The organism is Burkholderia sp. BCC0397, assembly GCF_902832865.1.
Classification (GTDB): Bacteria; Pseudomonadota; Gammaproteobacteria; order Burkholderiales; family Burkholderiaceae; genus Burkholderia.
This window is the reverse complement of record NZ_CADFDL010000015.1, coordinates 143,400-168,093: the sequence shown is the minus strand read 5'-3', so window position 1 is coordinate 168,093 and position 24,694 is coordinate 143,400. Positions and strand designations below refer to the sequence as shown.

The window sequence follows — 24,694 nt, the reverse complement described above, 5'->3', positions numbered from 1 at the left end:
GTATAAGCGGAGCAAGACATGATGCGAGATGCGGCCAATTTCGAGCCGGTGGACAGCCGGGTGACGCACCCGGCCTTCTGGAACGCGCTGCCCGAGCGCTGGACGAGCGACGTCGAGGAAACGCTGGTGTGCTGCCACGTGCGGCAGGAAACCCACGACGTGAAGAGCTTCTTCTTTCGTTCGCCGCAGGGCCGCACGTTCTCGTTCGAGCCCGGGCAGTTCATCACGCTCGAGCTCGACATCGACGGCGAAACGATCAACCGGTGCTACACGATCTCGTCGTCGCCGGCGCGGCCGCACACGATCTCGATCACGGTCAAGCGCGTGCCGGGCGGCAAGGTGTCGAACTGGCTGCACGACAACCTGCAGCCGGGCGCGTCGATTCGCGTGCTCGGCCCGGCCGGGGAATTCACGTGCGCACGGCATCCGGCGCGCAAGTACCTGTTCCTGTCGGCCGGCTCGGGCGTCACGCCGCTGATGTCGATGAGCCGTGCACACCATGATCTCGCGGAAGATCGCGACATCCTGTTCGTGCACAGCGCACGCACGCCGGACGACATCATCTTCGCGCGCGAGCTCGACCTGATCGCGTCGAACCATACGAATTTCCGCACGTCGTTCGTCGTCGAGCGCGTCGGCGCACGCACCAACTGGCCGGGCGTCACGGGCTTCCTGACGCTGCCGCTGCTGAAGCTGATCGCACCGGATTTCATGGAACGCGAGATCTTCACGTGCGGCCCCGCGCCGTACATGAAGGCGGTGCGCGACCTGCTCGACGAAGCCGGTTTCGATCGCAAGCAGTATCACGAGGAAAGCTTCTCGTTCGAGACGCTCGCGCAGACCGCGAGCGACGAACTGCTCGCCGAGCTTGCGCCGCCGGCCGAAGGCGGCGACGCCGGCACGAAGCAGTACACGGTCAGCTTCGCGAAGAGCAACCGCGAGATCTCGTGCGGCTCGGCGCAGCACGTGCTCGACGCGGCGCGCCAGTCGGGCGTGCGGCTGCCGGCATCGTGCACGCAGGGCATGTGCGGCACCTGCAAGGTGAAGCTCGTGTCGGGGCAGGTCGAGATGAAACACAACGGCGGCATCCGCCAGCGCGAGATCGATCAGGGGATGGTGCTGCTGTGCTGCAGCAAGCCGCTGTCGGATCTCGTGATCGACAAGTAGTCGAAACTCGCCATCGGCTGTCCGGGCGCGTCGCGTCCGGACAAGCATCCGTCGGAAAACAACGATACCGCGGATTTGTGGTTGAAGAACCTAGAGAGACAACGCGCACGGTGCGCAGACCCAGGAGATCGACCATGAAACTGTTTGGAAAACTGCTTTGGACCGGCGCCCTGTCGGCGATGGTGGCATTGAGCGCATCGGCGCTCGCCGATACGAAGCCGACGCTGAAAATCGGCTACGTCGAAGGCTGGGACGACAGCGTCGCGACGTCGAACGTCGCGGCCCGTGTCATCGAGAAGAAGCTCGGCTACGAGGTGAAGCTCGTGCCGGTCGCTGCCGGGATCATGTGGCAGGGCGTCGCGCGCGGCGATCTCGATGCGACGCTGTCCGCGTGGCTGCCCGTCACGCACGGCTCGTACTGGAGCGAATACAAGAGCAAGGTCGTCGACGTCGGCGCGAACTTTCCCGACGCGAAGATCGGCCTGATCGTTCCCGATTACGTGAAGGCGAAGAGCATCGAGGACCTGAACGCCGAGAAGAGCAGCTTCGGCGGCCGGATCGTCGGCATCGATGCCGGTGCGGGCGTGATGCGCAAGACCGACGAAGCGATCAAGAACTACGGGCTGAGCTACACGCTGATGCCGAGCTCGGGCAGTGCGATGACGGCCGAGCTGTCCCGCTCCGTCGGTGCGAACAAGCCGGTCATCGTGACCGGCTGGGCGCCGCACTGGATGTTCGCGAAGTGGAAGCTGCGCTTCCTCGAAGATCCGAAGAAGGTGTTTGGCGGCGCGGAGCACGTCGACAGCGTCGTGAATCCGGGGCTCGAAACGAAGGCGAAGCCGGTCGTCGCGTTCCTGAAGAAATTCCAGTGGAAGCCGGGTGAAATCGACAGCGTGATGCTCGCGATCCAGAACGGATCGAAGCCGGAAGCGGCCGCCGACGCGTGGATTGCGGCCCATTCGGATCGTGTGAATTCGTGGACTGAAGGCGTCCAGTAATCACCGAAAAGTACGTTATACGAATCGACAAAAAAATGCACCGAGAATGGCACGCAGGAATCCGAAACAATTGTGATTCACTGCGGCCATATCTCGGAATTGTTTTGCGAATTCTGCAAAAAAGCGCGTAAGTTGTTACACTAGCGCCCTTGTGCGGAGTCATCTGCTTTGCATCGGAACAGAGTAAGCGCTGAAGCGCTAACACTGATCGAGAGGAGGAATTGGATGAGTCAGGCAGGACTGCGTGCTAATCGCACCAGTGATGTTGAGGCAACCATCTCACATGATTCGACGGGCCATACGCTGCATCGTGGCCTCACTTGGAAAGACGCTTTTTGGGTGACGAGCGGCGTGCCGGCAGGCGTGCTGTTCACGATCGGCGGCGTATGCGCGACGATCGGCCAGCCCGCGTGGGCGATCTGGATCGCCGCGATCACGATGGGGCTGGTTCAAAGCGCGACTTATGCGGAAATATCCGGGCTATTTCCCCATAAATCGGGCGGCGCGTCGGTGTATGGCGCGATCGGCTGGGTGCGTTACAGCAAACTGATTGCCCCGGTTTCCGTGTGGTGCAACTGGCTTGCGTGGTCGCCGATGCTCGCGCTCGGCTGCGGCCTCGCGGCGAGCTATGCGCTCACGAGTCTCTTTCCTGCCAATGCGGCGGTGCTGCACTGGCAGCTCAGGATTGCGGATCTGGGGTTCATCAAGCCGGGTCTTTCCCTGCGAATCAACGCGACGTTCATCATCGCGACGATTCTGCTTCTCATCACGTTCAAGCTTCAGCACAGCGGTGCGTCGAAGGCTGCACGGACGCAGCGCATTCTCGGCATTGCATCGCTCACGCCGCTGTTGATCGTCGGCATCGTGCCGTTCGTCACCGGCGACGTGCCGATGTCGAACCTGCTCCCGCTGCTGCCGCTGGGTCACGACGCGCAGGGCAACCTCACGGCCGCGACCTTCGGCTCGTGGAACGGGCAGGGCGTGACGATGGCGCTCGGCGCGATGTTCATGGCTGGCTGGGCCTCGTACGGTTTCGAGACGGCCGTCTGCTATACGCGCGAGTTCCGCGATCCGCGGCGCGATACCGCCAAGGCGATCTTCTGGTCGGGTGCGCTGTGTCTGGTCGTGATGACGCTCGTGCCGATGGCGTTCCAGGGCGCGCTCGGCACGCAGGCGATGCTCGATCCGTCGATCGGCGACGGCACCGGCGTCGCGGCCGCGATGGCGAAGATCGTCGGCGGCGGTGCATGGGTCGCGAATGCGGTCGTCGTGATGCTGATGCTGTCGATCCTGCTGATCGTGATGACGTCGATGATGGGCTCGTCGCGCACGCTGTACCAGGCATCGGTCGACGGCTGGCTGCCGAAGTACCTGTCGCACGTGAACGAGCACGGCTCGCCCACCCGCGCGATGTGGACCGACCTCGGCTTCAACCTCGTGTTGCTGATGATGTCGGACTACATGACGGTGCTGTCGATCTCGAACGTCTGCTACATGCTGTTCGTATTCCTGAATCTTCAGTCGGGCTGGATCCACCGGATGGATCGCGGCAACTGGGATCGGCCGTTCCGCTGCCCGACCTGGCTGCTCGTCGGCGGCGCGATCTGCGGCTATGCGAACCTCGTCTACGTCGGCGCGGGCGCGAACCTGCAGGGCGAAGGCACGCTGCGCAACGGGCTGATCGCGATGCTGCTGATCGTGCCGGTGTTCCTGTTCCGCCACTACTGGCAGGATCGCGGCCGCTTCCCCGAGCAGATGCAGCGCGACATGGAGCTGGAAGTACCGAAGCGCGCGCTGTGGCTGAACTTGATGCCGTATGCGGCGCTGATCGGTGCGGGGTTGACGATCTGGTTGTCGTATTACTTCGCGTGGGTGAAGTGAGCCACTGAAGCGTCGACCGACGGGAGCGACCATCGCGTCGCAATCCCGGCGAAACGACGCGAAGTTGCGCGACACGGCGCAAGCCGGGCCGGTGCCGTGGCGTGTCCGCGTAGCCTCGCTCAACGAAGCCCGGTCGGCCGATGCCGCCGGGCTTTCGTCATTCGACGGTCGGCTTGCGGCATGCGGTCGTCATTCGGTGCGCGTGTCGTCGAGTGCCGTCGTGTCGTCGTCGAGCGTGCGCATGAAACGCGTCGGCACCATAACCGTCGGATGCGGCGTGGCGTCGGCGGCATCGAGCAGCGCGAACGCTTCCGCAATCATTTTCTGCACGTCCTGACGCAGCATCGTCACGTCGAACGGCAGGCGTGCGGCGAATGGATCCCAGTCGAAGCAGCCGACGGCGGTGCGCTGCCAGATGTCCCACGTCAGCTCCGACGCGAAGCAGACCAACCCTTCGAACGCCGTGATCGAGTTCATCAGCATGCCGGCCGGGAGCCGGCCGAGCGCCGCATAGCGTCGAGCGAGCGCCTGCCGCGCTGCGTCGGGGCTATAGCCGCAGCACTCGATCGCATGAGCGGGCGGCGGCTTCAGTTGGCGGGCTTTGAATGCGTCGCGAAATCCGGCGATGCGCATCTCCGTCGCGTATTCGTCGGCAATTCCGCCGAGCAGAATCAGCGCGTGAGGCGAATCGCCGCGCGCGAGCATCTTGTCGATCAGTCTGTCGGTCAGCGCGCGGGCGCCGCTGCGGTTGTCCGATACGACCGACGGCGCGCCGGGGCCGGGCAGATCGAGGTTGATCGACGGCACGCCAGCCTTGTCGCACAGCGCGTTCAGCGGCGCGGGGTCGTGCACGCCGGCGACGAACAGCCATTCAACCCGTTGCGCGAGCAGCGTTTGCGTAACGCTCAATTCGATGGCCGGATCGCGCTGCGTGCCGACGACGATCGGACACAGGCCGCGACGACGCGCTTCGTCCTCGAACGTCTCGGCTAGCCCCGCGAAGAAACGGTTGCGATAGTGCGGGATGATCATCCCGGCCAGCCCCGAGCGCGACAGCCGCAGCCCGCGCGCGCTCAGGTTCACGTTGTAGCCGAGCGCCTGCGCGCACGCGAGGATGCGGTTCGCAGTGTCTTCCTTGATCCGGTAGCGCGCCCACGTGCCGTTGAGCACCATGCTGACGGTCGCCGTAGACGAGCCGGTCGCTTTCGCGATGTCGTAGATCGTGGACTTGCGTCCGGTGGTGTTGCGGGCCATCTGCGTCGATTCTCCTGGCGTCGTTTTTCTGTCCCCGACGGTATGCGCTTTGCGTTGCATGTCCATATTCGGGTTTTCCCGTGCTTCTCAGTCGAGCTGAATCCATTCAGCATAAAGCAAATAAATTGCTGAATGGATTTAGCAACTGGCCGTACGCGCCCTCTCTCGATGTCGGTGCGACGGTCGCCTTCCGATGGAGGAGACATGTCAGGAAATTTCGTGCGCACGCTGTGCGCGGGCTTTATCGCATTCGTGCTCGCTACGGGGCTTGCCGTGGCGTCGCCGGACAAGCCGGTGATCGGGATCGTCGTGAAGATCGGCGGTATCCCGTGGTTCAACGCAATGGACGCCGGCATCCGCAAGCGGGCGGAGCAACTCGGCGTGAAGGCGTTCATGGTCGGGCCGACGAGCGCCGACCCCGCGCTGCAGGTGCGCGCGATCGAGGATCTGATCGCGCAGCGCGTCGACGTGATCGGCGTGGTGCCGAACGACGCGAAGGTGCTCGAACCGGTGCTGCAGCGCGCCCGCGCGGCCGGCATCAAGGTCGTCACGCACGAGTCGCCGAACCAGCAGAACGTCGACTGGAACTTCGAGCTCGCGTCCGCGAAGGGCTTCGGCGAAGCCTATGCGAAGAGCCTCGCGAGCGCAGTGGGCAGCAAGGGCGAATATGCGGTGTTCGTCGGTTCGCTGACCGTGCCGTTGCACAACGCGTGGGCCGATGCGGCAATCGCATACCTGAAGGCGAACGCGCCGGACATGAAGCTGGTCGGCGATCGCTACGGCGTCGCCGAGGACGTCGACGCATCGCGCAAGACCGCACTCGACCTGATGCGCGCGCATCCGAACCTGAAGGCGATTCTCGCATTCGGCAGCCAGGGGCCGATCGGCGCCGCGCGTGCCGTCGCGGAGCGGCAGGCAAAGGGCAAGGTCGTCGTGCTTGGCCCGTTCTCGCCGGGGCAGGGCCGCCGGCTCGTGCACGAGGGAGTGCTGACGGGCGGCTACATGTGGAATCCCGAACAGGCCGGCGAAGTGTTCGTTACGCTCGGCACGATGCTGGCGACGGGGCAGCCGGTGAAGGGCGGCGCGACCATTCCGGGGCTCGGCGTCGTGTATCCCGAAGGACACAACCTGATCGTCAACCAACTCGTCGAACTCAACGAAAAGACCGTCGACACGCTCGCGAAGCAGGGGCTCTGAGCGACGCGACGCAAACGGGCCGTGTCGACGCGGCTCGCACAGGAGGGTTGCAATGATGTCAGTCCATTCACCCAGTCGCGCTGCGTCCGCGCGATCGGATGTGTCGCCGGGTGCGGATGCGGTCGACGCGCCGGCGTTGCTCGAACTCGAACGCGTGTCGAAGGTGTTCGGCGGCGTGCATGCGTTGCAGAACGTGCGTTTCGACGTGCGGCCCGGCGAAGTGCTGTGCCTCGCCGGTGAAAACGGCTGCGGCAAGAGCACGCTGATCAAGATCGTCAGCGGCGTGTATCGACCGGAGCCGGACGCGTCGATCCGCTTCGACGGGCGGCCGGTCGCGGAGCTGAACCCGGTGCGGGCGCGCGAACTCGGCATTCAGGTGATCTGGCAAGATCTCGCGCTGTTTCCGGAGATGACGGTGGCCGAGAACATCGCGTTCGAACAGAACCTCGGCGCGCGTCCGCGGCTCGTCGACTACGGCAGGATGAAGGCGGCCGCGCGGCAGATTCTGTCGCGGCTCGGCGTGCCGCTCGATCTCGACCGGCCGGTGCGCCGGCTGTCGATCGCGCAACGCCAGGTGGTGGCGATCGCGCGCGCGCTCGTCGCCGATGCGCGGCTCGTGTTCATGGACGAGCCGACCGCGTCGCTGAGCCATGCGGAGACCGAAGCGCTGCTCGCGATCGTGCGGCGCCTGTCGGCCGACGGCATCGCGGTCGTGTTCGTCAGTCACCGGCTCGCCGAGGTGCTCGACGTGTGCAGCCGCGTGACCGTGATGCGCGACGGCCGCTACGTCGGCACGTTTCCGACGGCCGGCATGACGCAGACGCGGCTCACCGAGCTGATGACCGGGCGCACGTTCGACTACGCGGTGCGCACGACGGACCTGTCGGCCGAGCCGCTCGTGCTGCGCGTCGAGGGCCTGTCGCGGCGCGGCGAATATGACCGCGTGTCGCTGACCGTACGGCGCGGCGAGATTCTCGGCATCACGGGCCGGCTCGGCGCAGGGCGCACCGAATTCGCGCTGTCGCTATTCGGGATGTCGCGGCCACACGCGGGCACGATCGAGCTCGACGGCAAGCGGCTCGCGTGCCGTTCCAATCGCGACGCAATTCGGGCGGGCATTGCGTACGTGTCGGAAGACCGGCTGCAACTGGGGCTCGTGCAGCCGCAATCGATCGGCGACAACACGGTGATGACGGTGCTCGACGAGTTGCTCGACGCCGCGCGGCTGATTTCGCCGCGCAGGCGCGATGCGCTGATTCGCGACTGGGTCGACCGGCTCGCGATCAAGATCGGCCAGCCCGGCGACGCGGTGTCGACGCTGTCCGGCGGCAACCAGCAGCGCGTCGTGCTCGCCAAATGGCTCGCAACGCGGCCGAAGCTGCTGATTCTCGATGCACCGACGGTTGGCGTCGACGTCGGCGCGCGGGCCGGCATCTTCGCGATCATTCGCGAGCTGGCCGCGGCGGGCATGGCGATCGTGCTGATCTCGGACGAGATTCAGGAAGTCTATTTCAACGCAGACCGGATCCTGCACATGCGCGATGGCTGCATCGTCGCCGACTATGTGCCGGGCTGCACCTCCATCGACCAGATCGAGCGAGACATCCATGCGTGACCTGCACAAACTCGGAATCGGCTCGGTCGAGGCGCTGCTGCTCGCCGTCATTGCCGCGATGGCGATCGGCCTCGGCCTGTCGACGTCGACATTCCTTACACTGCCGAACCTGTTCGACCTGTTGAACCAGAGTTCCGTGAACCTGATCTTCGCGGCCGGCCTGCTGGTCGTGCTGGTGGCGGGCGGCATCGACATTTCGTTCGCGGTCGGCGCGTCGGTGGTTCAGTACCTGACCGCGCTCGCGATGCTCCGGCTCGGCGGCGGCAACTGGGCGCTGGGCGTCGCCGTAGCAGCCGGCTTCGGGTGCCTGCTCGGCGCCGTGAACGCGACGATCATCCATCGGTTTCGCGTCGTGTCGATCGTCGCGACGATCGCGACGTTCAACGTGTTCTTCGGCGGCCTGATGTTCGTGACCGGCGGCGTGTCGATCTACGACCTGCCGGACTGGTGGATGAACCGGATCTCGCTGGTGCACGTCGACACGGCCAGCGGCGCCGCCGATCTCGCGCTGCCGGTCGCGGCGATGATCGTCGCGGTTGGTGCGACCTGGTTTCTCCTGCGGCGCACGACGCTCGGCCGTCAACTCTATGCGGCCGGCGACAACGCCGAAGCTGCGCGTCGCGTCGGCATCGATCTCGGCACGATGCACTACGTCGCATACGGCTGGCTCGGGATGATGGCCGGCATCGCCGGCTTGATGCAGGCGCACTACGTCCAGGAAGTGGTGCCCAATGCGCTGTACGGCCGCGAACTCGACGTGCTCGCCGCCGTCGTGCTCGGCGGCGCGCGGCTCGGCGGTGGCCGCGGCACGGTGCTCGGCGCGATTCTCGGGATCGTGCTCGTCTCCATCGCCGCGAACGGCCTGAACCTGCTCGGCGTGTCGCCGTATGCGTTCAAGATGATCGTCGGTGCGGTGATCCTGATCGCGATCACGCTGTCGAGCGATCGTGTCGCGCGCCTCATCGGTTCGCGCTTTCCATCGTCGAATGCGAGGACGCAATCATGACCACCCGTCTTCCCCGGCCCGCAGCGGGGCCGCTGATTCCGGCCGACGTGGTCGGCCTGCTCGGTTTGCTCGCGTTCGTCGCCGCCGCGATGAGTATTGCGTCGGACCGGTTCCTGACGGGCGGCACCTTCGTGTCGATCGCGTTCCAGCTTCCCGAACTGGGGCTGTTCACGCTGGCGATGCTGATGCCGCTGATCTCGGGCGGCTTCAACCTTGCGGTGACATTCACGGCCAACCTCGCCGGGCTCGCGATGGCATGGGTCATCCAGTCGCACGGCGGCGCGGACGCCGGCGCCGGCACGATCGCGCTCGGCATGCTCGCGGCGCTGGCGACGGGGGCGGCGGCCGGCTGGCTGATCGGCGCGGTGATCGCGCATACGGGCGCGAGCCCGATCCTCGTGTCGTTGTCGGCGATGATCTTCCTGCGCGGGCTCGGCGAATTCCTGACGCGCGGCGGCGACATCTCCGGGTTCCCGCCGCTCGTCCGCGCGATGGGCAACGGCCTCTGGCTCGGCGTGCCGATACCGCTGTGGATCTTCGCGGGCTGCGCGCTCGGCTGGCATGTGCTGATGGCGTATTCGCGGCTCGGCTTCGCGACGCGGATGATCGGCTCGAACGTCGAGGCGACCCGCTATTCGGGGATCGCGACCGCGCGCGCAATCACGCGCATCTACATGCTGTCCGGGCTGATGTGCGGCGTCGCCGGCATCGTGATGCTGTCCCGTTTCAATTCGGTGCGGGTCGGGCACGGCGAAGCGTTTCTGCTGATTTCGGTACTCGCCTGCTTTCTCGGGCGCGTCGATCCGTTCGGCGGGTTCGGCCGCGTCGTGCCGGTCGTGATCGCGCTGGTGATCCTCCAGGTAATCGCGTCGGGGCTCAACCTGCTCGGCGCGAGCCAGCACCTTGCCACCGCGCTGTGGGGCGCGTTCCTGCTTGCCGTGATGCTGGCCCGCTGGGCATGGGCGCACGGCGTTTACCGGTCCGTTCGCCGGCTACGTGCCGGATGGCGCGTTCGGCGGCCCGGCACACCATCGACGAAAGGAGAATGAATGAACAAGCTTGGCGTACATGCACTGGTCTGGGAGGCCGGCTGGAGCCGCGACGAATGCGCGCGCGCGATCGCCAGCACCGCCGAAACCGGATTCGACTTCATCGAGGTGCCGGCGCTCGATCCGGCGTCCATCGACGCTGAATTCACGCGGCGCGAACTCGAGCGGCACGGTCTCGGCATCACGTTTTCGCTCGGGCTCGATGCACAGACGGACATCTCGAGCGGCGACGCGGCTCGCGCGGCGCGCGGCAAGGCGAAGCTGGAGGACGTGCTGCGTGTCGCACACGACTGCGGCGCCACGCACGTCTGCGGGATCCTGTATTCCGCATTCCAGAAAAACGCGGTGCCGACAACGCACGCCGGCGTTGCGATGGCCGCGGACATCCTCGGGCAGGTCGCGGACACGGCCGCGCAACACGGGATCACGCTAGGGCTGGAGGTCGTGAACCGCTACGAGTCGAACGTGCTCAACACCGCGTCGCAGGGCGTCGAGCTGTGCCGGCGCATCGGTCGGCCGAACGTCAAGGTGCATCTCGACACCTATCACATGAACATCGAGGAGTCGGACGTGATGTCGGCGATCCGCGATACTGGCGATTACCTCGGCTATTTCCACATCGGCGATTCGCATCGCGGCTATCTCGGCTCGGGCAACGTCGATTTCACCGCCGTGTTCCGCGCACTGGTGTTCAGCGGCTATACGGGGCCGATCACGTTCGAGAGCTTTTCGTCGCGCGTCGTCGGCCAGCCGCTCGAGGGCATACTCGCGATCTGGCGCAATCTGTGGGAAGACAGCCGCGATCTGGCTTCGCATGCGCTGGCGTATACGCGTGTGCAATTGAAGTCCGCGCAGGAGGCGTTGAAGCAGGCCGAACGGAGCCGTTTGCCATGAACGACGCGACGGCCGCCGAGCAACACGTCGATTTCGACGCATTGGCCGACCATCTGCATCGCACGCAACGCGCGGTGCGGCGCGTCGTTGCGCTTGCGGGGCCGCCGGGCGCAGGCAAGAGCACATTCGCGAAGCGCTTGCGCGCCGATCTCGACGCGCGCGCGCCGGGCTCGGCGGCCGTGCTCGCGATGGACGGCTTCCATTTCGACGATCGCGTGCTGAACGCGCGTGGCGATCGCGCCCGCAAGGGCGCGCCGCATACGTTCGATGTGGATGGCCTTGCGGCGCTGCTCGGCCGGTTGCGCGTCGACGATGGCCGCGATATCGCTGTGCCGGTGTTCGACCGCGATCTGGAAATCGCTCGGGCCGGTGCCGCGATCGTGCCGGCGGCGGCCCGGCTCGTGCTCGTCGAAGGCAACTACCTGCTGCTCGACGCGCCGCCGTGGCATACGTTGCGTGCGCTGTTCGACGTTGCGGTGATGCTGGACGTGCCGCGGCCCATACTCGCCGAGCGGCTGGCCCGCCGGTGGCAGCGGTACGGGATGGATGCCGCCGAAGTCCGCGCGAAGCTCGACGGCAATGATCTCGTCAACGTCGACACGGTGTTGTCGCACCGTGCGCCGGCCGATTTCCTCGTTCGCAACAACTGAGGCGGGGCCGGGCGCCGTGGCCCGCGAGCCGCACACGCGCGACGCGCTTACGAAAACACCACCGTCCGATCCCCGTTCAAGAACACCCGCCGCTCGATGAACGCCTTCACCGCGCGCGCGAGCGTGAGGCTTTCGACATCGCGCCCCACCGCAAGCAATTGCTCCGGCCGCAGCGCATGATCGACGCGCTCGACGACCTGCTCGATGATCGGGCCTTCGTCGAGATCGTCGGTGACGAAGTGCGCGGTCGCGCCGATCAGCTTCACGCCGCGCGCATGCGCCTGGTGATACGGCTTCGCGCCCTTGAAGCCGGGCAGGAACGAGTGATGGATGTTGATCGCGCGGTGCGCGAGCTTCGCGCTCGTCTCCTGCGACAGCACCTGCATGTAGCGCGCGAGGATCACGAGCTCGGCGCCGCTCGATTCGAAGAAGTCGAGCCATTGCGCTTCCTGCTGCGCCTTGGTATCGGCCGTGATCGGGAAGTGCCGGAACGGCAGCCCGTGCTGCGCGGCGAGCGGCTCGAAGTCGGGATGGTTCGACACGATGCCGACGATGTCCATCTTCAGCTCGCCCATTCGCCAGCGGAACAGAAGATCCGCGAGGCAGTGCTCGAGCTTCGACACCATGATCAGCACCTTCGGGCGTGCATTGACGTCGTGGATCGCCCATTGGATGTCGCCCTCGTGGCCGCCGAGTCCGGACGCGATCGGCGCGAATTCCTGGCGCAGCGCGTCGATCTGCAGCGTTTCATCCGTCGGATGAAAGACGCAGCGCACGAAGAAGCGGTTGCTGAGATCGTCGTCGAACACGTTCAGCGCATCGACGTAGCAGCGATGGCGATCGAGAAAGCCGACGACGGCGGCGACCTGGCCGGCCGCGCTCGGGCACGACAGTGTCAGGACGAATTGATCGGGGCGGTGCTCGGCGGTCATGAGACTCCTCGGATGGCATGGGGCGCACGGCCGCGCGGCGGCGCACGACAGCGCCGCGCCGCGCGGATAGCGGGAGGCTCAAGTAAATCAGGACGATTTCGGCGCGGATAGAACCAACGCGCCGTGTGGCTGGTATCGGTGCGCCAGCGGGCCGGGAGCGGGGAAGGGGGAACGGAAACGAGGGCGGGCGCGCTGCGTCAGGCCGCCGCGCACGCATCGAGCAGCCAGCGCCGGAACACGTGGGTCGCGTCCGGCTCGGGCCGCTGCGGCGGCCGTACCAGGAAGTAGCCGCGCGGCGTGACGACGGGCGCGTCGACCAGCTTCACGAGCTGGCCGGCCCCGACGAGCTCGTCGACGAGCGGCGACCAGCCGAGCGCGACGCCTTCGCCGAGCAGCGCCGCATGGATCACGAGCGCATAGCTGTTGAAGGTCACGCCGCGGGCGGCGGGCGGCGGTTCGAGCCCGTGCGCGTCGAACCAGCCCGACCACGACAGCCAGCGCTCGGGGCGCGTCGGCTGCACGTGCAGCAGCGGCAGCGCGAGCAGGTGGTCGGCCCGCGCGACGCCCGGGTGCGCGTCGCGGAACACGGGTGAGCAGACGGGCGTGACGGATTCCGGAAACAGCCGCGCGGCCGTGCACGACGGCCAGTGGCCGTCGCCGAACAGGATCGCGATGTCGCCGTGGTCGCGCTGCGCGTCGTAATCCTGTGACGTGACGACGCGCACGTCGACGTCCGGCATCACGCGCTTCAGTCCGGCCAGGCGCGGCATCAGCCAGTAGGTCGCGAAACCGAAATCGGTGACGATCGTAAGCGCACCGTGCTCGCGGCGCGCGCGCAGCGTCGCGGTCGCGCCGCGCAGCGTGTCGAGGCTCAGCCGCACGGCTTCGTACAGGCACTCGCCGTCGGCCGTCAGCGTGACGCCGCGCGGGCTGCGTTCGAACAGCGGCACGCCGAGCTCGGCTTCGAGCTGGTACACCTGCTGGCTCACGGCCGGCTGTGTCGAGCCGAGCTCGCGCGCGGCGGCCGTGAAGCTCATGAGCCGGGCGGCCGATTCGAACGCGCGCAGCGCCTGCATCGACGGTAACGGTTCGGATTTCGACATAAGTCCCGACATAAGCCCCTCTAATGGCCCCATAAGGGCCGGACGCCTACCCGCGCGAATTCGGGCGGGCGATAGTGCGGCGGACGGTGCGGCACATGCGCTTCATGCGCCGCCGCGCAACGCATTCCGCGATTCTAGCCAGCGCGGCCCTTACGCGCGGCAGTTTCTGCGGACCGCCTCCGTCATGCCGGACGTCTCGCTGCCCGGGCGACGAGCCGTTCCATTCGAACACCGCTTTCCCCACGACCGCCGATGACGAACCCGACACCCAACATCCTGATCCTGATGGCCGACCAGCTCACGCCGTTCGCGCTGCCGGCGTACGGCAACCGCGTCGCCCGCACGCCGACGCTCGACCGGCTCGCCGCCGAAGGCGTGGTGTTCGACGCCGCGTACTGCGCGAGCCCGCTGTGCGCGCCGTCGCGCTTCTCGCTGCTGACCGGCAAGCTGCCGTCGGGGATCGGCGCCTACGATAACGCGGCCGAATTGCCCGCGCAAACGCTGACGTTCGCGCACTACCTGCGCGCGGGCGGCTACCGGACGATGCTGTCCGGCAAGATGCATTTCTGCGGGCCCGACCAGTTGCACGGCTTCGAGGAACGCCTCACGACCGACATCTATCCGGCCGATTTCGGCTGGGTGCCCGACTGGGACAGCCCGACCGAGCGGCCGAGCTGGTATCACAACATGAGTTCGGTGCTCGACGCCGGCCCGTGCGTGCGAACGAACCAGCTCGACTTCGACGACGAAGTGACGTTCGCCGCGAAGCAGAAGCTGTACGACGTCGCGCGCGAGCGCGCGGCCGGGCACGATGCGCGGCCGTTCTGCATGGTCGTGTCGCTGACCCATCCGCACGACCCGTATGCGATCACGCGCGAATACTGGGATCGCTACGACGATGACGAGATCGACATGCCGGCCGTGCGGTTCGATGCGGCCGACAGCGATCCGCATTCGCAGCGGCTGCGCTTCGTCTGCGAGAACGATCGCACGCCGCCGACCGACGCGCAGATCCGCGCCGCACGCCGCGCGTATTACGGCGCGACGTCCTACGTCGACACGCAGTTCGGCAGCGTGCTGGCCGCGCTCGAGCAATGCGGGTTCGCCGACGACACGATCGTGATCGTCACGTCCGACCATGGCGACATGCTCGGCGAGCGCGGGCTCTGGTACAAGATGACGTTCTTCGAAGGCGGCTGCCGCGTGCCGCTGATCGTCCACGCGCCGGGCCGCTTCGATGCCGCGCGGGTGCGCGGGCCCGTGTCGCACGTCGACCTGCTGCCGACGCTCGTCGAGCTGGCCGGCGCCGCGCCCGCCGGCGGCTGGCCGGACCCCGGATGGCCGGACCCGGTCGACGGCGCGAGCCTCGTGCCGCACCTGCACGGCACGCCCGCGCACGATGTCGCGCTCGGCGAATACCTTGCGGAAGGCGCGCTCGCGCCGGTCGTGATGATCCGCCGCGGCGACTGGAAATACGTGCATTGCCCGGCCGATCCCGACCAGCTCTACAACCTGTCGGACGATCCGCGCGAGCTGACGAACCTCGCCGGCCGGCCGGAAGCCGCCGACGTGCTCGCCGCGTTCCGCGCGGAGGCCGCGCAGCGCTGGAACCTGCCCGAACTGGACCGGCAGGTGCGCGCGAGCCAGCGGCGCCGGCGCTTCCATTACGCGGCGACGACGCAGGGCCGCATCCACGCGTGGGACTGGCAGCCGTTCACCGACGCGAGCCAGCGCTACATGCGCAATCACATCGAACTCGATACGCTCGAAGCGATGGCGCGTTTTCCGCGCGTCGGGCGCTGAACGTACCGCATCGCGGTCATTGAAGAACGACGGAGGAAGCGAACCATGAAACGGCAATGCAATGCAGCAATCCGAAGGATCGGCGCGGCGCTCGCCGCCGCCGCGTGCGTGGTGGCGGCGCTGCCTGCGTATGCCGCCGATCCGCAGACGTGCGGCGACGTGAAGATGGCGGCGCCCGGCTGGACCGACATCGACGCGACGAACGCGATGGCGGGCGTCGTGCTGAAGGCGCTCGGCTACCGGCAGGATGTGGCGAACCTGTCGGTGCCGATTACGTACCAGGGGTTGAAGAAAGGGCAGGTCGACGTGTTCCTCGGTAACTGGATGCCCGCGCAGGGGCCGCTCGTGAAGCCGTTCGTCGACGAGAAATCGATCGACGTGCTGCACGCGAACCTGAGCGGTGCGAAGTTCACGCTCGCGGTGCCCGACTATGTGGCCGCCGCCGGCGTGCATACATTCGCCGATCTCGCGCGCTACGCGGACCGCTTCGGCGGCAAGATCTACGGGATCGAGCCCGGCGCGCCCGCGAACCAGAACATCAAGCGGATGCTGTCCGACCATGCGCTGGGGTCCGCGAACTGGTCGCTCGTCGAATCGAGCGAGACGGGCATGCTCACGCAGGTCGAGCGCGCGGTGCGCGACAAGCGCTGGATCGTGTTTCTCGGCTGGGAGCCGCATCTGATGAACACGAAGTTCCATCTGACGTATCTGTCGGGCGGCGATGCGTATTTCGGCCCGAACTACGGCGGCGCGACGGTCAACACGGTCACGCGTGCCGGGTTCGCCGGCCAGTGCGCGAACCTCGTGCGGCTGTTCCGGCAGATGACGTTCTCCGTCGACGTCGAGAACCGGATGATCGCCGACATGCTCGAGCACAAGACGTCGCCCGCGCTCGCGGCGCAGCATGCGCTGAAAGCCGAGCCCGCGCTGGTCGCCGGCTGGCTCGACGGCGTGACGACGGCGGCCGGCGCGCCGGGCCTGCCGGCCGTGCGCACGGCCCTCGACGGTCGCTAATTTCCTCCCTCCGGGCGGCCGGTTTTTACCGTGCCGCCTGTCTACGTGTTTTCCCGACCCGTCGCATCGTGACCATTTAGTGTCGCCTTCAGACGGGTGACCTGAAATATGGGTTTGTATTTTTCGCCAATGGCTGCGTTATTGCGGAAAACGAAATACCGGGGCCAGCGGGGCGGTCTGAATTCGAATCCACCGGCGCATCGCGGCACGCGCCGGGACGAGATTCTATCCATCGAACGGTTCAGGGAGGGTGGTCGACAATGAAGCAAAAGAAAGTTGCCGTAGCCGCCGCGCTTGCATGCGCGGCCTGTATTCCCGCCATCGGGCATGCGCAAAGCAGCGTGACGCTGTATGGGATTCTCGACGCGGGCATCACGTACGTGAACAACACGGGCGGTTCGCACGTGGTCAAGTTCGACGACGGCGTTGCCTACGGAAACCGTTTCGGCCTCAAGGGCACCGAAGACCTGGGCGGCGGCCTGAAGGCCGTGTTCGTGCTCGAGAGCGGCTTCCACCTCGGCAACGGGCAACTCGGCTTCGGCGGCGCGGAATTCGGCCGGCAGGCGTATGTGGGCCTGCAGAACGACTGGGGCACGCTGTCGTTCGGCAACCAGCTCGACATCACCAACGAACTCGTGTCGATCTACAACATCTCGGCGTGGGGCAGCGGCTACGCGATCCACCAGGGCGACTTCGACCGCTTCAACGGCGACCGCCTGCCGAACTCGGTGAAGTTCCTGTCGAACGACATGAGCGGCTTCAAGTTCGGCGCGATGTACTCGTTCGGCAACGTCGCGGGCAACTTCCATCGCAACAGCGCATGGAGCGCGGGCGCGAGCTTCACGAAGGGCGACTTCTCGATCGGCGCCGCGTACACGCGCCTGAACAACCCGAACGGCATCTACGCGTTCGACCCGTACGCGATGATCGGCACGCACACGTTCCTCGGTCAGCAGACCGTCACCGTCGATCCGGCGACCGGCGCGCGCACCGACCTGTTCGCGAACACCGCGATGGACGTCGACAGCCAGGGCACGTTCGGCATCGGCACGAGCTATACGATCGGCAAGCTGACGCTCGACGCCAACTACTCGTACACGACGATCAAGGGCTTCGGCCAGTCGTCGCACATGCAGGTGTACGAAGGCGGCGGCCTGTACCAGTTCACGCCGGCGCTGAGCTTCATCGCGGGCTACCAGCACACGCGCTTCGAAGGCCATCACTGGAACCAGGGCACGGCGGGCCTGCATTACCTGCTGTCGAAGCGTACCGACGTATACATCTCCGGCGACTACCTGCGCGCGTCGCAGGGCGTCGATGCGGTGGTCGGCTACAGCTTCACGCCGTCGACGACGCAGACGCAGGCCGACGTGCGGATCGGGATGCGGCATTCGTTCTAAGCGGGGCAGTGCGGTGGTGTGACGTCTTCAGCGAGGTCTCTCTTTGGCGCGAACTGTGGTTCGCGCTTTTTTTTTGTGCGATGCGCCGGCTCGACGGGACTCGCGACGGGTGGCCGGCCGGTTGTCGGCGGTTGGCATATCATCATGGTTTGGCCGCGTCTGCACCGTTGCCGCGCGCACCGGTGTGCGTCGTCGTTTCCCCGAACGGTTGCGGTGCGCAGCGCCAATCGCCGAGACCCCGATGACCACCCCCGTGCCCGATTCCAGTCCGTTATCCCCGTTACCCGCCAACCTGTTCCGCCACGCACCGTTCCAGCGTTTCTGGGGCACGCGCGTGATGTCGTCGCTGGCCTTCCAGATCCTGTCGGTTGCGATCGGCTGGTACGTGTACGCGCTCACGCACAGCGCATTCGCGCTCGGTCTGGTCGGCCTCGCGCAGTTCGTGCCGATGTTCGCGCTGACGCTCGTCGTCGGGCAGGTGGCCGACCGCTACGACCGCCGGCGTATCGCGACGATCTGCCAGAGCGTCGAGGCGCTGGCCGCCGGCGTGTTCCTGCTCGGCGCGGCGAAAGGCGCGCTCACCGCGCCGGCCGTGTATGCGCTTGCGGCCATCGTCGGCACGGCCCGCGCGTTCGAGTCGCCGTCGGTGTCGTCGCTGTTGCCGGCCGTCGTGCCGCGCACCGACCTGCCGCGCGCGACCGCGCTGTCGACGTCCGCGAACCAGGCCGCGCAGATTCTCGGGCCCGCGTTCGGCGGGTTGCTCTACGGTGTCGGCGCGCCCGTTGCGTTCGGCACGAGCGCCGCGGCATTCGCGGTCGCGGCGATGCTGAGCGGCACGATTCCGCTGCGCAGCGCGCCGCCCGCCCGCGAGCCGGTCACGCTGCGCTCGGTGTTTTCGGGCATCGCGTTCATCCGGCGCGAACCGGCGATACTCGGTGCGCTGTCGCTCGACCTGTTCGCGGTGCTGTTCGGCGGCGCGACCGCGCTGCTGCCGATCTATGCGCGCGACATCCTTCAGGTTGGCCCGTGGGGGCTCGGCGCATTGCGCGCGGCGCCGGCCGTCGGCGCGCTCGCGGGCACGCTGTGGCTCACGCGTTTCCCGTTGAAAGGCCGGCCGGGCCGCGCGATGTTCGGCGGCGTGATCGCGTTCGGCATCGCGACGATCGTGTTCGGGTTGTCGCGGCATTTCACGTTGTCGCTCGTGGCGCTGGCCGCGCTCGGCGCATCGGACGTGATCAGCGTCGTCGTTCGCCTGTCGCTCGTGCAACTGCGCACGCCCGACGACATGCTCGGCCGCGTGAGCGCGGTCAACTCGCTGTTCATCGGCACGTCGAACCAGCTCGGCGAATTCGAATCGGGCGTGACGGCTGCGTGGTGGGGCGCGCCGGCCGCGATCGTCGTCGGCGGCGCGGCGACGATCGCCGTCGCGCTGGCGTGGATGCGGCTGTTTCCGCAGCTCACGAACATGAAGTCGCTCGAACGCGACGCGTGACGTGCATCACACGTCATGCATCCTGCGTGACGCGCACGGCCGTGCCGTAGCAGATGACTTCGGTCACGCCCGAGCCGATCTCGGTCGAGTCGTAGCGCATCGCGACGATCGCGTTCGCGCCGAGCGTGCGCGCATCGGCGAGCATCTTGTCGAAGGCGTGCTCGCGCGCCTTCTCGCACAGCGACGTATAGAGCGTGATGTTGCCGCCGAAGATCGTTTGCAGCGACGCGCCGAACGAGCCGACGATCGAGCGCGAGCGCACGACGATGCCCTGTGCGACGCCGAGCGAACGAACGGTCGTATGGCCGGGCAGGTCGAAGGCGGTCGTGACGCGGGCGGGCGACAGGTCGTCGATGGAGCGGGTGGATTCGGTCATGGTGGGCAAGCGCGTAGCGAGTGGTCGAACGACGATTCTAGCCGGACCGAGAAAAGGCATTCGAACGGGCGTACCCACGCGGGTGAACGCCCGTTTCATTGCCGAACGCGCGAACCGCTCGACGCGGAACGCTCAGTGCTTGACCGTTGCGCCGGCAATGCCGCCGAGATCGACCGCATAGGCCAGCGCCAGCTTGCCGAATTTCAGCGCATGGTTGGCCTGTCGATCCGAGTTTTCCAGCGTGTCGTTCACCGTGTGGATGTACGGGCTGTCATTCTGGTCGGCCTCGAACGGGAACGATGCCGGATACCCCTGCGCATTCCACGACGCGTGATCCGAGCATGCATAGCCGCACTGCGACGTGCCGATCGCGAGCTCCGGCAGGTAGGTCGCCGCCAGGTTCTTCACGTAGGTGTTCTGCGCCGCGTTCGTGTAGTCGGTGATCAGGTAGATATCCTTCGGATCGCCCTTGTAGTTCGTCATGTCGAGCTGCAGCACGCCGACCACGTTCGCATTCTGCGTGCGGAACTGCTTCGCGATCGCCTTCGATCCGAGCAGGCCGGCTTCCTCGGCCGCATACCCGACGAACTTGATCGTCCGTTTCGGCCGGTAGCTGTTCGCGAGCAGCACGCGCAGCGCTTCGGTCAGGCTGGCGATGCCTGACGCATCGTCGTCGGCGCCGGGCGAGCGCGTGTTCTCCGTCGTGCGGCCGACGGTCGAATCGAGGTGGCCGCCGAGCACGACGGTGCTCGCGGCCGGATCGCTGCCGCGAATCGTCAGGATCACGGATTTCTGCGGAAAGCCCGTATGCGCGAATTGCTCGACGGTGATGTCGGCGCGCGAACCCGCCAATTGCTTCCACTGCAACGCGAGCCAGTCGGACGCGGCGACGCCGTGCGACGTCGTGTAGTAGCGGTTCGTGAAGCCGGACAGCGACGTGATCGTGCCGACGATGTTGCTGGCCTGCAGTTGCTGGACCCACGTGCCGATCTGCGGCACGTTCGACACCGTGTACGCGGGGGCGGCGGCCTGTTTTGCGAGCGTCGCCGGCAACGGCTGCAGCGCCTGCCGCGCGTCGTCGAACGAATCGTGCACGACGTAGCCGGGCCCGTGGCCGCGCGTGTGGTGGACGGCGTGCGCCAGTTCGCCGAGCCGGGCATCGTCGATCTCGACGACGTGAACGGTTTCGCGGCGCGCGGCGCCGTCGGCCGCCTTGCCGGCGTCGACGGTCGTGCTGTACTGCGCGGTTGCGGTCGCATCGATGCGTTGAAGCTGGCGGAACGCGGGGTCGCCGAGCGTGATCCAGACGGGCGTCGCGTGCGCGGCGGCGCTCAGCAGCATGCCGCCCAGCGCGGCGCTCAGGCGGGTCGGTTTCAGAGTAGGCATGTTCGATCTCGTGAGGATGGCGATGTCGATGAAGGGAGCGCGCCGCAGATCGTGCGATGCGCTCCCGCCTGCTGCGCTATTACGACTTCTGCGGGACGGTCACGCCGTACGTGCAGCTCTTGTTGTACGCGTTGCCGATCGCGGTGAGCTGCGCGCTGCTGTAGCCGAGCGCGGAGGCGGCCGTCAGCACGGCCTGCGCGGCGGCCTTCTGGTTGGTCGAGCTGTTGGTCATCGACAGCCCCTTCAGGAACGCCTTGTCCATCGCCTGCGCGCCGATCGCATCGCGTGCGACGAGGTTGCACGACGCCCAGTACTGGCCGGCCGTGTGGATTTCCGCGCCGCGCGCCTGCGCATAGGTGCGCCCCACGTTCCAGTTGGTCACGCGGCCGCCCCAGAACTCGTTGTGACCGTCCCAGTTGTAGACCCAGTGATACTGCGCGTCCGACGGGCTCCACTGGTTGAAGTCGCGGCTGTACGCGGCGGCGAGATAGTCGCCGGTGCCTTCCGACAAGCCTTCCTGTTGCGACAGGCCGCCGTTGGTGACCCAGTCGTGGATGCCGTGGCCGAGCTCGTGGATCACGACGTCCGCGTCTTCCGCGTCGTCGACGCCGCCTTGCCCGAAGGTCAGCCGGCCGCTGCTCGACGAGTACGACGAGTTGTCGTCGCCCGATTCGCCGTGCGGGTCGTACTGCACGCCGCCCGTGTACTGGTACGGCAGCGCCTTGATGCCGAGCGTCTGGTTCACGTAACGCAGGAACGTGTCGATGTGGTAGTACGTGTTCACGGCCTCGAAATACAGGTTGCCGCGCGTGAATTCGAACGCGGGCGTGGACTGCGACGGGCAGGCCTTGTCGAGCGGCGCATCGAAGTCGACGCACGCCGCGTACGGTCCCGTCAGCGTGTAGCGCGTGCCCGACTGCGCGAGTTCCTTCAGCGTCACGCGCACGCGCGCGGCCGTGAGCTGCGTCGAATCGGCGTCGTTGCCGTCCTTGTAGCCCGTGCTGCCGTAGCTGCTCTTCGTCGGTGACAGCGGATCGGGGCGGAACACGAAGCCGGTGCCGTCGGTCGCGTAGAACGCCTTGTCCTCGGCGCGCAGCACTTCGCCGCTGCCCGAATCGATCAGCAGTTCCCAGTCACCCTTCGGGCCGTCCTGCGGACGGCCGCGCACCTTCCACGCGGTATGCGTGCCGGCCTTGTCGACGAATGCGACGAGCTGCGCATCGAGATGCGTGAAGCCGCTCGCGCCGAGATACGCGCGGGCGCGGTCGAGCGCCTGCTGCTGGTCGACGGCCTGCGACTTGCGCGTCGTCGCGATCACGCCGTTGATCGTGTTGCTCGCGACGTACAGGATGCGGCCGTCCTTCGCGACGGTCACCGCGATGTCGCTGCCGTACACGGGCAACCCGGCGGCCTGCTGCTGCAGGCGCACGACGGTGAAGTCGGCGTCGTTGCGTTCCGACGTGACGACGAGGCTCGCGAGCGCGGCCGCGTCGAGCCCGAGCTGCGCCGCCTGCGACGCGACGAAGTCGCGCGCGGTGGCGGCGGGCGTCGCGGCGGCCTTCTTGACGCGATAGGCCGGGTTGTACAGCGTGACGGCGACGCCGTCCGCGCGGAATTGCCCGGCGGCCGTGTCGGCCTTCGCGGCCGGCGGCGCGACGCCGCGCGTCAGGCTTTCGCGCAGGCTCGCGGCCTGCGGATTCGACACTTTCGTATCGGCCAGGGTGCCGCCGACGATGCCGAAACCGAGCGCGAGACCCAGGGCGAGCGGCAATGCTTTGCGTGATGTCTGCATACGTGATCCTCATCTCAACGGTTGGACACGCCCGCGCGCTCGTGGCGAGCAGGCACGACACGGCCCGCGCGCCGGTTCGATGGAACCGGTGCGGCGAAGCGGTGTTGGGAGTCTCGACTGACTAAGGAAACCTAAATGTCAGGTCGAAAAGAAGCGAGCAGGCGAAGAGGGGGACGCGCGTGAAGGGATGCGAACGGCAGGCAGGTGCGGCGACGGCGAAGCGAGCATCGTCATGTCATACCCCTCGGATCGGATCGATATCGGTTGGCAGCCTGCGTGGCTCGACGCACGTCGAGATGAAGCATGCGTGTCGTTAGGCTGCCTATCTAACTTTTTTTGGTATGTTACAGAATATTTTCAGCGACATTCCAAATTATTTTCGACGACCACTTCGGTTGGTCGATCAATCGCCGGCATTGTTCAGCGAGCAGCGGGAAACGCTGCTGGAACGCGCAATACCGCGCCGGATTGTGATTAAAAGCCGCGACGATCAGCGCGTCGCACGCCGGTCGCTGCGCGGGCTCATCCCGAATCGCGCGCGATAGGTGCGCGAGAAATGCGACGGCGATTCGAAGCCGCACGCGACGCAGACCGACGTGATGCTCATGTCGGTCTGCTGCAGCAGTTCGCGTGCGCGCTCGAGGCGCAGGTTCAGGTAGAAGTGCGTCGGCGTGTCATTCAGCGTCGCGCTGAACAGCCGTTCGAGCTGGCGCCGCGTGATCGAGACCTCCTGCGCGAGCGCATCGGAGCCGAGCGGGTTCTCCATGTGCCGCTGCATCGTGCCGATCACCTGGATCAGCTTGCGGTTGTGCACGCCGTAGCGCGCGGCGATCTCGAGCCGCTGGCTGTCCGAGCGCTGCCGAATGCGGCTCACGACGAACTGCTCGGAGATCGCCGCCGCGAGATCGGCGCCGTGCCGGCGGCCGATCAGGTCGAGCATCATGTCGATCGACGCGGTGCCGCCCGCGCACGTGATGCGCCGGTCGTCGATCTCGAACAGCTCCTGCGTCGCGTTCAGGCCGGGATAGCGCTCGCGGAACGCGGCCAGCGCCTCCCAGTGCAGCGTGAGCGGTTGCGACGCGTCGAACAGCCCGGCTTCTGCGAGCACGAAGCTGCCCGTATCGATGCCGCCGAGCGTTGCGCCATGCCGGTGCTGGCGGCGCAGCCAGTCGCCGAGCGTGCGCGTGTAGCACACGAGCGGATCGAAGCCCGCGACGACGAACACCGTATCGACCTGCGGGACATCCGCGCACGCGGCTTCGGCGGCGACCGGAATGCCGTTGCTCGCGGCGACGGGCGCGCCGTCCGCGCTGATCACGTGCCAGCGATACAGCTCGGTGCGAAAACGGTTCGCGACGCGTAGCGGCTCGACCGCGGACATGAAGCCGAGCGCGGAGAAGCCGGGCAGCAACAGGAAGTGGAAATCCTCGGGCATCGGGGCGTGGGGTGGAAGCGGGTGGTCGTCGCGCACCGCGCGACGCGGCGAGCGGGCCGGCGCGGGCCGCGCCCGGCTCGCGGGCGCCGAACGTTCAAGCTCGGATTATCGCGGGTTTTGCCGGCGCTCAGCGCGTTTTTGCACCATGCACCGTCCGGCGCGCCGTCGTCGACGGTACGTCGTGACGATACGCGCCGGGCTGGTCCGCACATTGCAGGCGCGCGGGATCGATGGCGTGTCCGACCGGTAC

20 protein-coding genes are annotated in these 24,694 nt (G+C 66.9%); 13 read left to right on the top strand and 7 right to left on the bottom strand.

The window, feature by feature from the left end:
• Positions 1 to 18: 18 nt before the first annotated feature.
• The 3 genes from HWX03_RS31525 to HWX03_RS31515 all read left to right on the top strand — a co-directional run bounded on the left by HWX03_RS31525 (position 19) and on the right by HWX03_RS31515 (position 4,046).
• Positions 19 to 1,167, top strand: coding sequence for a hybrid-cluster NAD(P)-dependent oxidoreductase (locus tag HWX03_RS31525; protein WP_175873950.1), 1,149 nt, complete (start codon positions 19 to 21; stop codon positions 1,165 to 1,167).
• 134 nt (positions 1,168 to 1,301) lie between these two features.
• Complete coding sequence (locus tag HWX03_RS31520; protein WP_175873949.1) at positions 1,302 to 2,165, top strand: glycine betaine ABC transporter substrate-binding protein; 864 nt, start codon at positions 1,302 to 1,304, stop codon at positions 2,163 to 2,165.
• Positions 2,166 to 2,390: 225 nt separating this feature from the next.
• A complete protein-coding gene (locus HWX03_RS31515) occupies positions 2,391 to 4,046 on the top strand; it encodes an APC family permease (RefSeq protein ID WP_175873948.1) in 1,656 nt (551 codons plus the stop codon).
• A gap of 189 nt (positions 4,047 to 4,235) precedes the next feature.
• Here the strand turns inward: HWX03_RS31515 and HWX03_RS31510 are convergent, their stop codons facing one another.
• Complete coding sequence (locus HWX03_RS31510; RefSeq protein ID WP_175873947.1) at positions 4,236 to 5,300, bottom strand: LacI family DNA-binding transcriptional regulator; 1,065 nt, start codon at positions 5,298 to 5,300, stop codon at positions 4,236 to 4,238.
• Between the two features lie 204 nt (positions 5,301 to 5,504).
• Between HWX03_RS31510 and HWX03_RS31505 the strand changes: the two genes are divergently transcribed.
• From HWX03_RS31505 to HWX03_RS31480, 6 genes are read left to right on the top strand one after another with little or no spacing between them, the layout of a single operon-like run.
• Positions 5,505 to 6,497, top strand: a complete 993-nt coding sequence (locus HWX03_RS31505) for a substrate-binding domain-containing protein (protein ID WP_175873946.1) — start codon at positions 5,505 to 5,507, stop codon at positions 6,495 to 6,497.
• Positions 6,498 to 6,549: 52 nt separating this feature from the next.
• Complete coding sequence (locus tag HWX03_RS31500) at positions 6,550 to 8,112, top strand: sugar ABC transporter ATP-binding protein (RefSeq protein WP_175873945.1); 1,563 nt, start codon at positions 6,550 to 6,552, stop codon at positions 8,110 to 8,112.
• On the top strand, positions 8,105 to 9,118 hold the full coding sequence (locus tag HWX03_RS31495; protein ID WP_175873944.1) for an ABC transporter permease: 1,014 nt from the start codon (positions 8,105 to 8,107) through the stop codon (positions 9,116 to 9,118). Before HWX03_RS31500 ends, HWX03_RS31495 begins: the two co-directional genes overlap by 8 nt.
• Complete coding sequence (locus tag HWX03_RS31490; protein ID WP_175873943.1) at positions 9,115 to 10,167, top strand: ABC transporter permease; 1,053 nt, start codon at positions 9,115 to 9,117, stop codon at positions 10,165 to 10,167. Before HWX03_RS31495 ends, HWX03_RS31490 begins: the two co-directional genes overlap by 4 nt.
• Positions 10,168 to 11,061: a sugar phosphate isomerase/epimerase gene (locus HWX03_RS31485; RefSeq protein WP_175873942.1), complete on the top strand. Its 894-nt coding sequence runs from the start codon at positions 10,168 to 10,170 to the stop codon at positions 11,059 to 11,061. It abuts the gene before it with no gap.
• Positions 11,058 to 11,711 carry a nucleoside/nucleotide kinase family protein gene (locus HWX03_RS31480; RefSeq protein WP_175873941.1) on the top strand — a complete coding sequence of 218 codons (654 nt, stop codon included), beginning with the start codon at positions 11,058 to 11,060 and terminating at the stop codon, positions 11,709 to 11,711. Before HWX03_RS31485 ends, HWX03_RS31480 begins: the two co-directional genes overlap by 4 nt.
• Before the next feature lie 47 nt (positions 11,712 to 11,758).
• Here HWX03_RS31480 and purU read toward each other — a convergent pair whose 3' ends face one another.
• Positions 11,759 to 12,643, bottom strand: a complete 885-nt coding sequence (gene purU, locus HWX03_RS31475; RefSeq protein ID WP_175873940.1) for a formyltetrahydrofolate deformylase — start codon at positions 12,641 to 12,643, stop codon at positions 11,759 to 11,761.
• Positions 12,644 to 12,840: 197 nt separating this feature from the next.
• Entirely contained in the window at positions 12,841 to 13,746 is a 906-nt protein-coding gene (locus tag HWX03_RS31470; protein WP_175873939.1) for a LysR family transcriptional regulator, read from the bottom strand.
• A gap of 252 nt (positions 13,747 to 13,998) precedes the next feature.
• Here HWX03_RS31470 and betC point away from each other — a divergent pair, with 252 nt between their 5' ends.
• The 4 genes from betC to HWX03_RS31450 all read left to right on the top strand — a co-directional run bounded on the left by betC (position 13,999) and on the right by HWX03_RS31450 (position 19,455).
• Positions 13,999 to 15,549, top strand: a complete 1,551-nt coding sequence (gene betC / locus HWX03_RS31465; protein ID WP_175873938.1) for a choline-sulfatase — start codon at positions 13,999 to 14,001, stop codon at positions 15,547 to 15,549.
• A 45-nt stretch (positions 15,550 to 15,594) separates the two neighbouring features.
• On the top strand, positions 15,595 to 16,563 hold the full coding sequence (gene choX, locus HWX03_RS31460; protein WP_175873937.1) for a choline ABC transporter substrate-binding protein: 969 nt from the start codon (positions 15,595 to 15,597) through the stop codon (positions 16,561 to 16,563).
• A gap of 260 nt (positions 16,564 to 16,823) precedes the next feature.
• On the top strand, positions 16,824 to 17,963 hold the full coding sequence (locus HWX03_RS31455) for a porin (protein WP_175873936.1): 1,140 nt from the start codon (positions 16,824 to 16,826) through the stop codon (positions 17,961 to 17,963).
• A 241-nt stretch (positions 17,964 to 18,204) separates the two neighbouring features.
• Entirely contained in the window at positions 18,205 to 19,455 is a 1,251-nt protein-coding gene (locus HWX03_RS31450) for an MFS transporter (RefSeq protein ID WP_175873935.1), read from the top strand.
• A gap of 13 nt (positions 19,456 to 19,468) precedes the next feature.
• On the opposite strand, the gene HWX03_RS31445 is transcribed toward HWX03_RS31450, so the two are convergent.
• The 4 genes from HWX03_RS31445 to HWX03_RS31430 form a co-directional block, all read right to left on the bottom strand.
• Positions 19,469 to 19,831, bottom strand: coding sequence for a YbjQ family protein (locus HWX03_RS31445; protein WP_175873934.1), 363 nt, complete (start codon positions 19,829 to 19,831; stop codon positions 19,469 to 19,471).
• A gap of 132 nt (positions 19,832 to 19,963) precedes the next feature.
• Complete coding sequence (locus HWX03_RS31440; protein ID WP_175873933.1) at positions 19,964 to 21,217, bottom strand: M20/M25/M40 family metallo-hydrolase; 1,254 nt, start codon at positions 21,215 to 21,217, stop codon at positions 19,964 to 19,966.
• A gap of 79 nt (positions 21,218 to 21,296) precedes the next feature.
• Entirely contained in the window at positions 21,297 to 23,009 is a 1,713-nt protein-coding gene (locus HWX03_RS31435; RefSeq protein ID WP_175873932.1) for a M36 family metallopeptidase, read from the bottom strand.
• Positions 23,010 to 23,499: 490 nt separating this feature from the next.
• Complete coding sequence (locus tag HWX03_RS31430; protein WP_175873931.1) at positions 23,500 to 24,444, bottom strand: GlxA family transcriptional regulator; 945 nt, start codon at positions 24,442 to 24,444, stop codon at positions 23,500 to 23,502.
• Positions 24,445 to 24,694: the final 250 nt, after the last annotated feature.

Excerpts from the sequence above, each read along its gene's own strand:
- HWX03_RS31525 (WP_175873950.1), top strand. The coding sequence starts at position 19 with ATGATGCGAGATGCGGCCAATTTCGAGCCGGTGGACAGCCGGGTGACG.
- HWX03_RS31520 (WP_175873949.1), top strand. The coding sequence starts at position 1,302 with ATGAAACTGTTTGGAAAACTGCTTTGGACCGGCGCCCTGTCGGCGATG.
- HWX03_RS31515 (WP_175873948.1), top strand. The coding sequence starts at position 2,391 with ATGAGTCAGGCAGGACTGCGTGCTAATCGCACCAGTGATGTTGAGGCA.
- HWX03_RS31510 (WP_175873947.1), bottom strand. The coding sequence starts at position 5,300 with ATGGCCCGCAACACCACCGGACGCAAGTCCACGATCTACGACATCGCG.
- HWX03_RS31505 (WP_175873946.1), top strand. The coding sequence starts at position 5,505 with ATGTCAGGAAATTTCGTGCGCACGCTGTGCGCGGGCTTTATCGCATTC.
- HWX03_RS31500 (WP_175873945.1), top strand. The coding sequence starts at position 6,550 with ATGATGTCAGTCCATTCACCCAGTCGCGCTGCGTCCGCGCGATCGGAT.
- HWX03_RS31495 (WP_175873944.1), top strand. The coding sequence starts at position 8,105 with ATGCGTGACCTGCACAAACTCGGAATCGGCTCGGTCGAGGCGCTGCTG.
- HWX03_RS31490 (WP_175873943.1), top strand. The coding sequence starts at position 9,115 with ATGACCACCCGTCTTCCCCGGCCCGCAGCGGGGCCGCTGATTCCGGCC.
- HWX03_RS31485 (WP_175873942.1), top strand. The coding sequence starts at position 10,168 with ATGAACAAGCTTGGCGTACATGCACTGGTCTGGGAGGCCGGCTGGAGC.
- HWX03_RS31480 (WP_175873941.1), top strand. The coding sequence starts at position 11,058 with ATGAACGACGCGACGGCCGCCGAGCAACACGTCGATTTCGACGCATTG.
- purU (WP_175873940.1), bottom strand. The coding sequence starts at position 12,643 with ATGACCGCCGAGCACCGCCCCGATCAATTCGTCCTGACACTGTCGTGC.
- HWX03_RS31470 (WP_175873939.1), bottom strand. The coding sequence starts at position 13,746 with ATGTCGAAATCCGAACCGTTACCGTCGATGCAGGCGCTGCGCGCGTTC.
- betC (WP_175873938.1), top strand. The coding sequence starts at position 13,999 with ATGACGAACCCGACACCCAACATCCTGATCCTGATGGCCGACCAGCTC.
- choX (WP_175873937.1), top strand. The coding sequence starts at position 15,595 with ATGAAACGGCAATGCAATGCAGCAATCCGAAGGATCGGCGCGGCGCTC.
- HWX03_RS31455 (WP_175873936.1), top strand. The coding sequence starts at position 16,824 with ATGAAGCAAAAGAAAGTTGCCGTAGCCGCCGCGCTTGCATGCGCGGCC.
- HWX03_RS31450 (WP_175873935.1), top strand. The coding sequence starts at position 18,205 with ATGACCACCCCCGTGCCCGATTCCAGTCCGTTATCCCCGTTACCCGCC.
- HWX03_RS31445 (WP_175873934.1), bottom strand. The coding sequence starts at position 19,831 with ATGACCGAATCCACCCGCTCCATCGACGACCTGTCGCCCGCCCGCGTC.
- HWX03_RS31440 (WP_175873933.1), bottom strand. The coding sequence starts at position 21,217 with ATGCCTACTCTGAAACCGACCCGCCTGAGCGCCGCGCTGGGCGGCATG.
- HWX03_RS31435 (WP_175873932.1), bottom strand. The coding sequence starts at position 23,009 with ATGCAGACATCACGCAAAGCATTGCCGCTCGCCCTGGGTCTCGCGCTC.
- HWX03_RS31430 (WP_175873931.1), bottom strand. The coding sequence starts at position 24,444 with ATGCCCGAGGATTTCCACTTCCTGTTGCTGCCCGGCTTCTCCGCGCTC.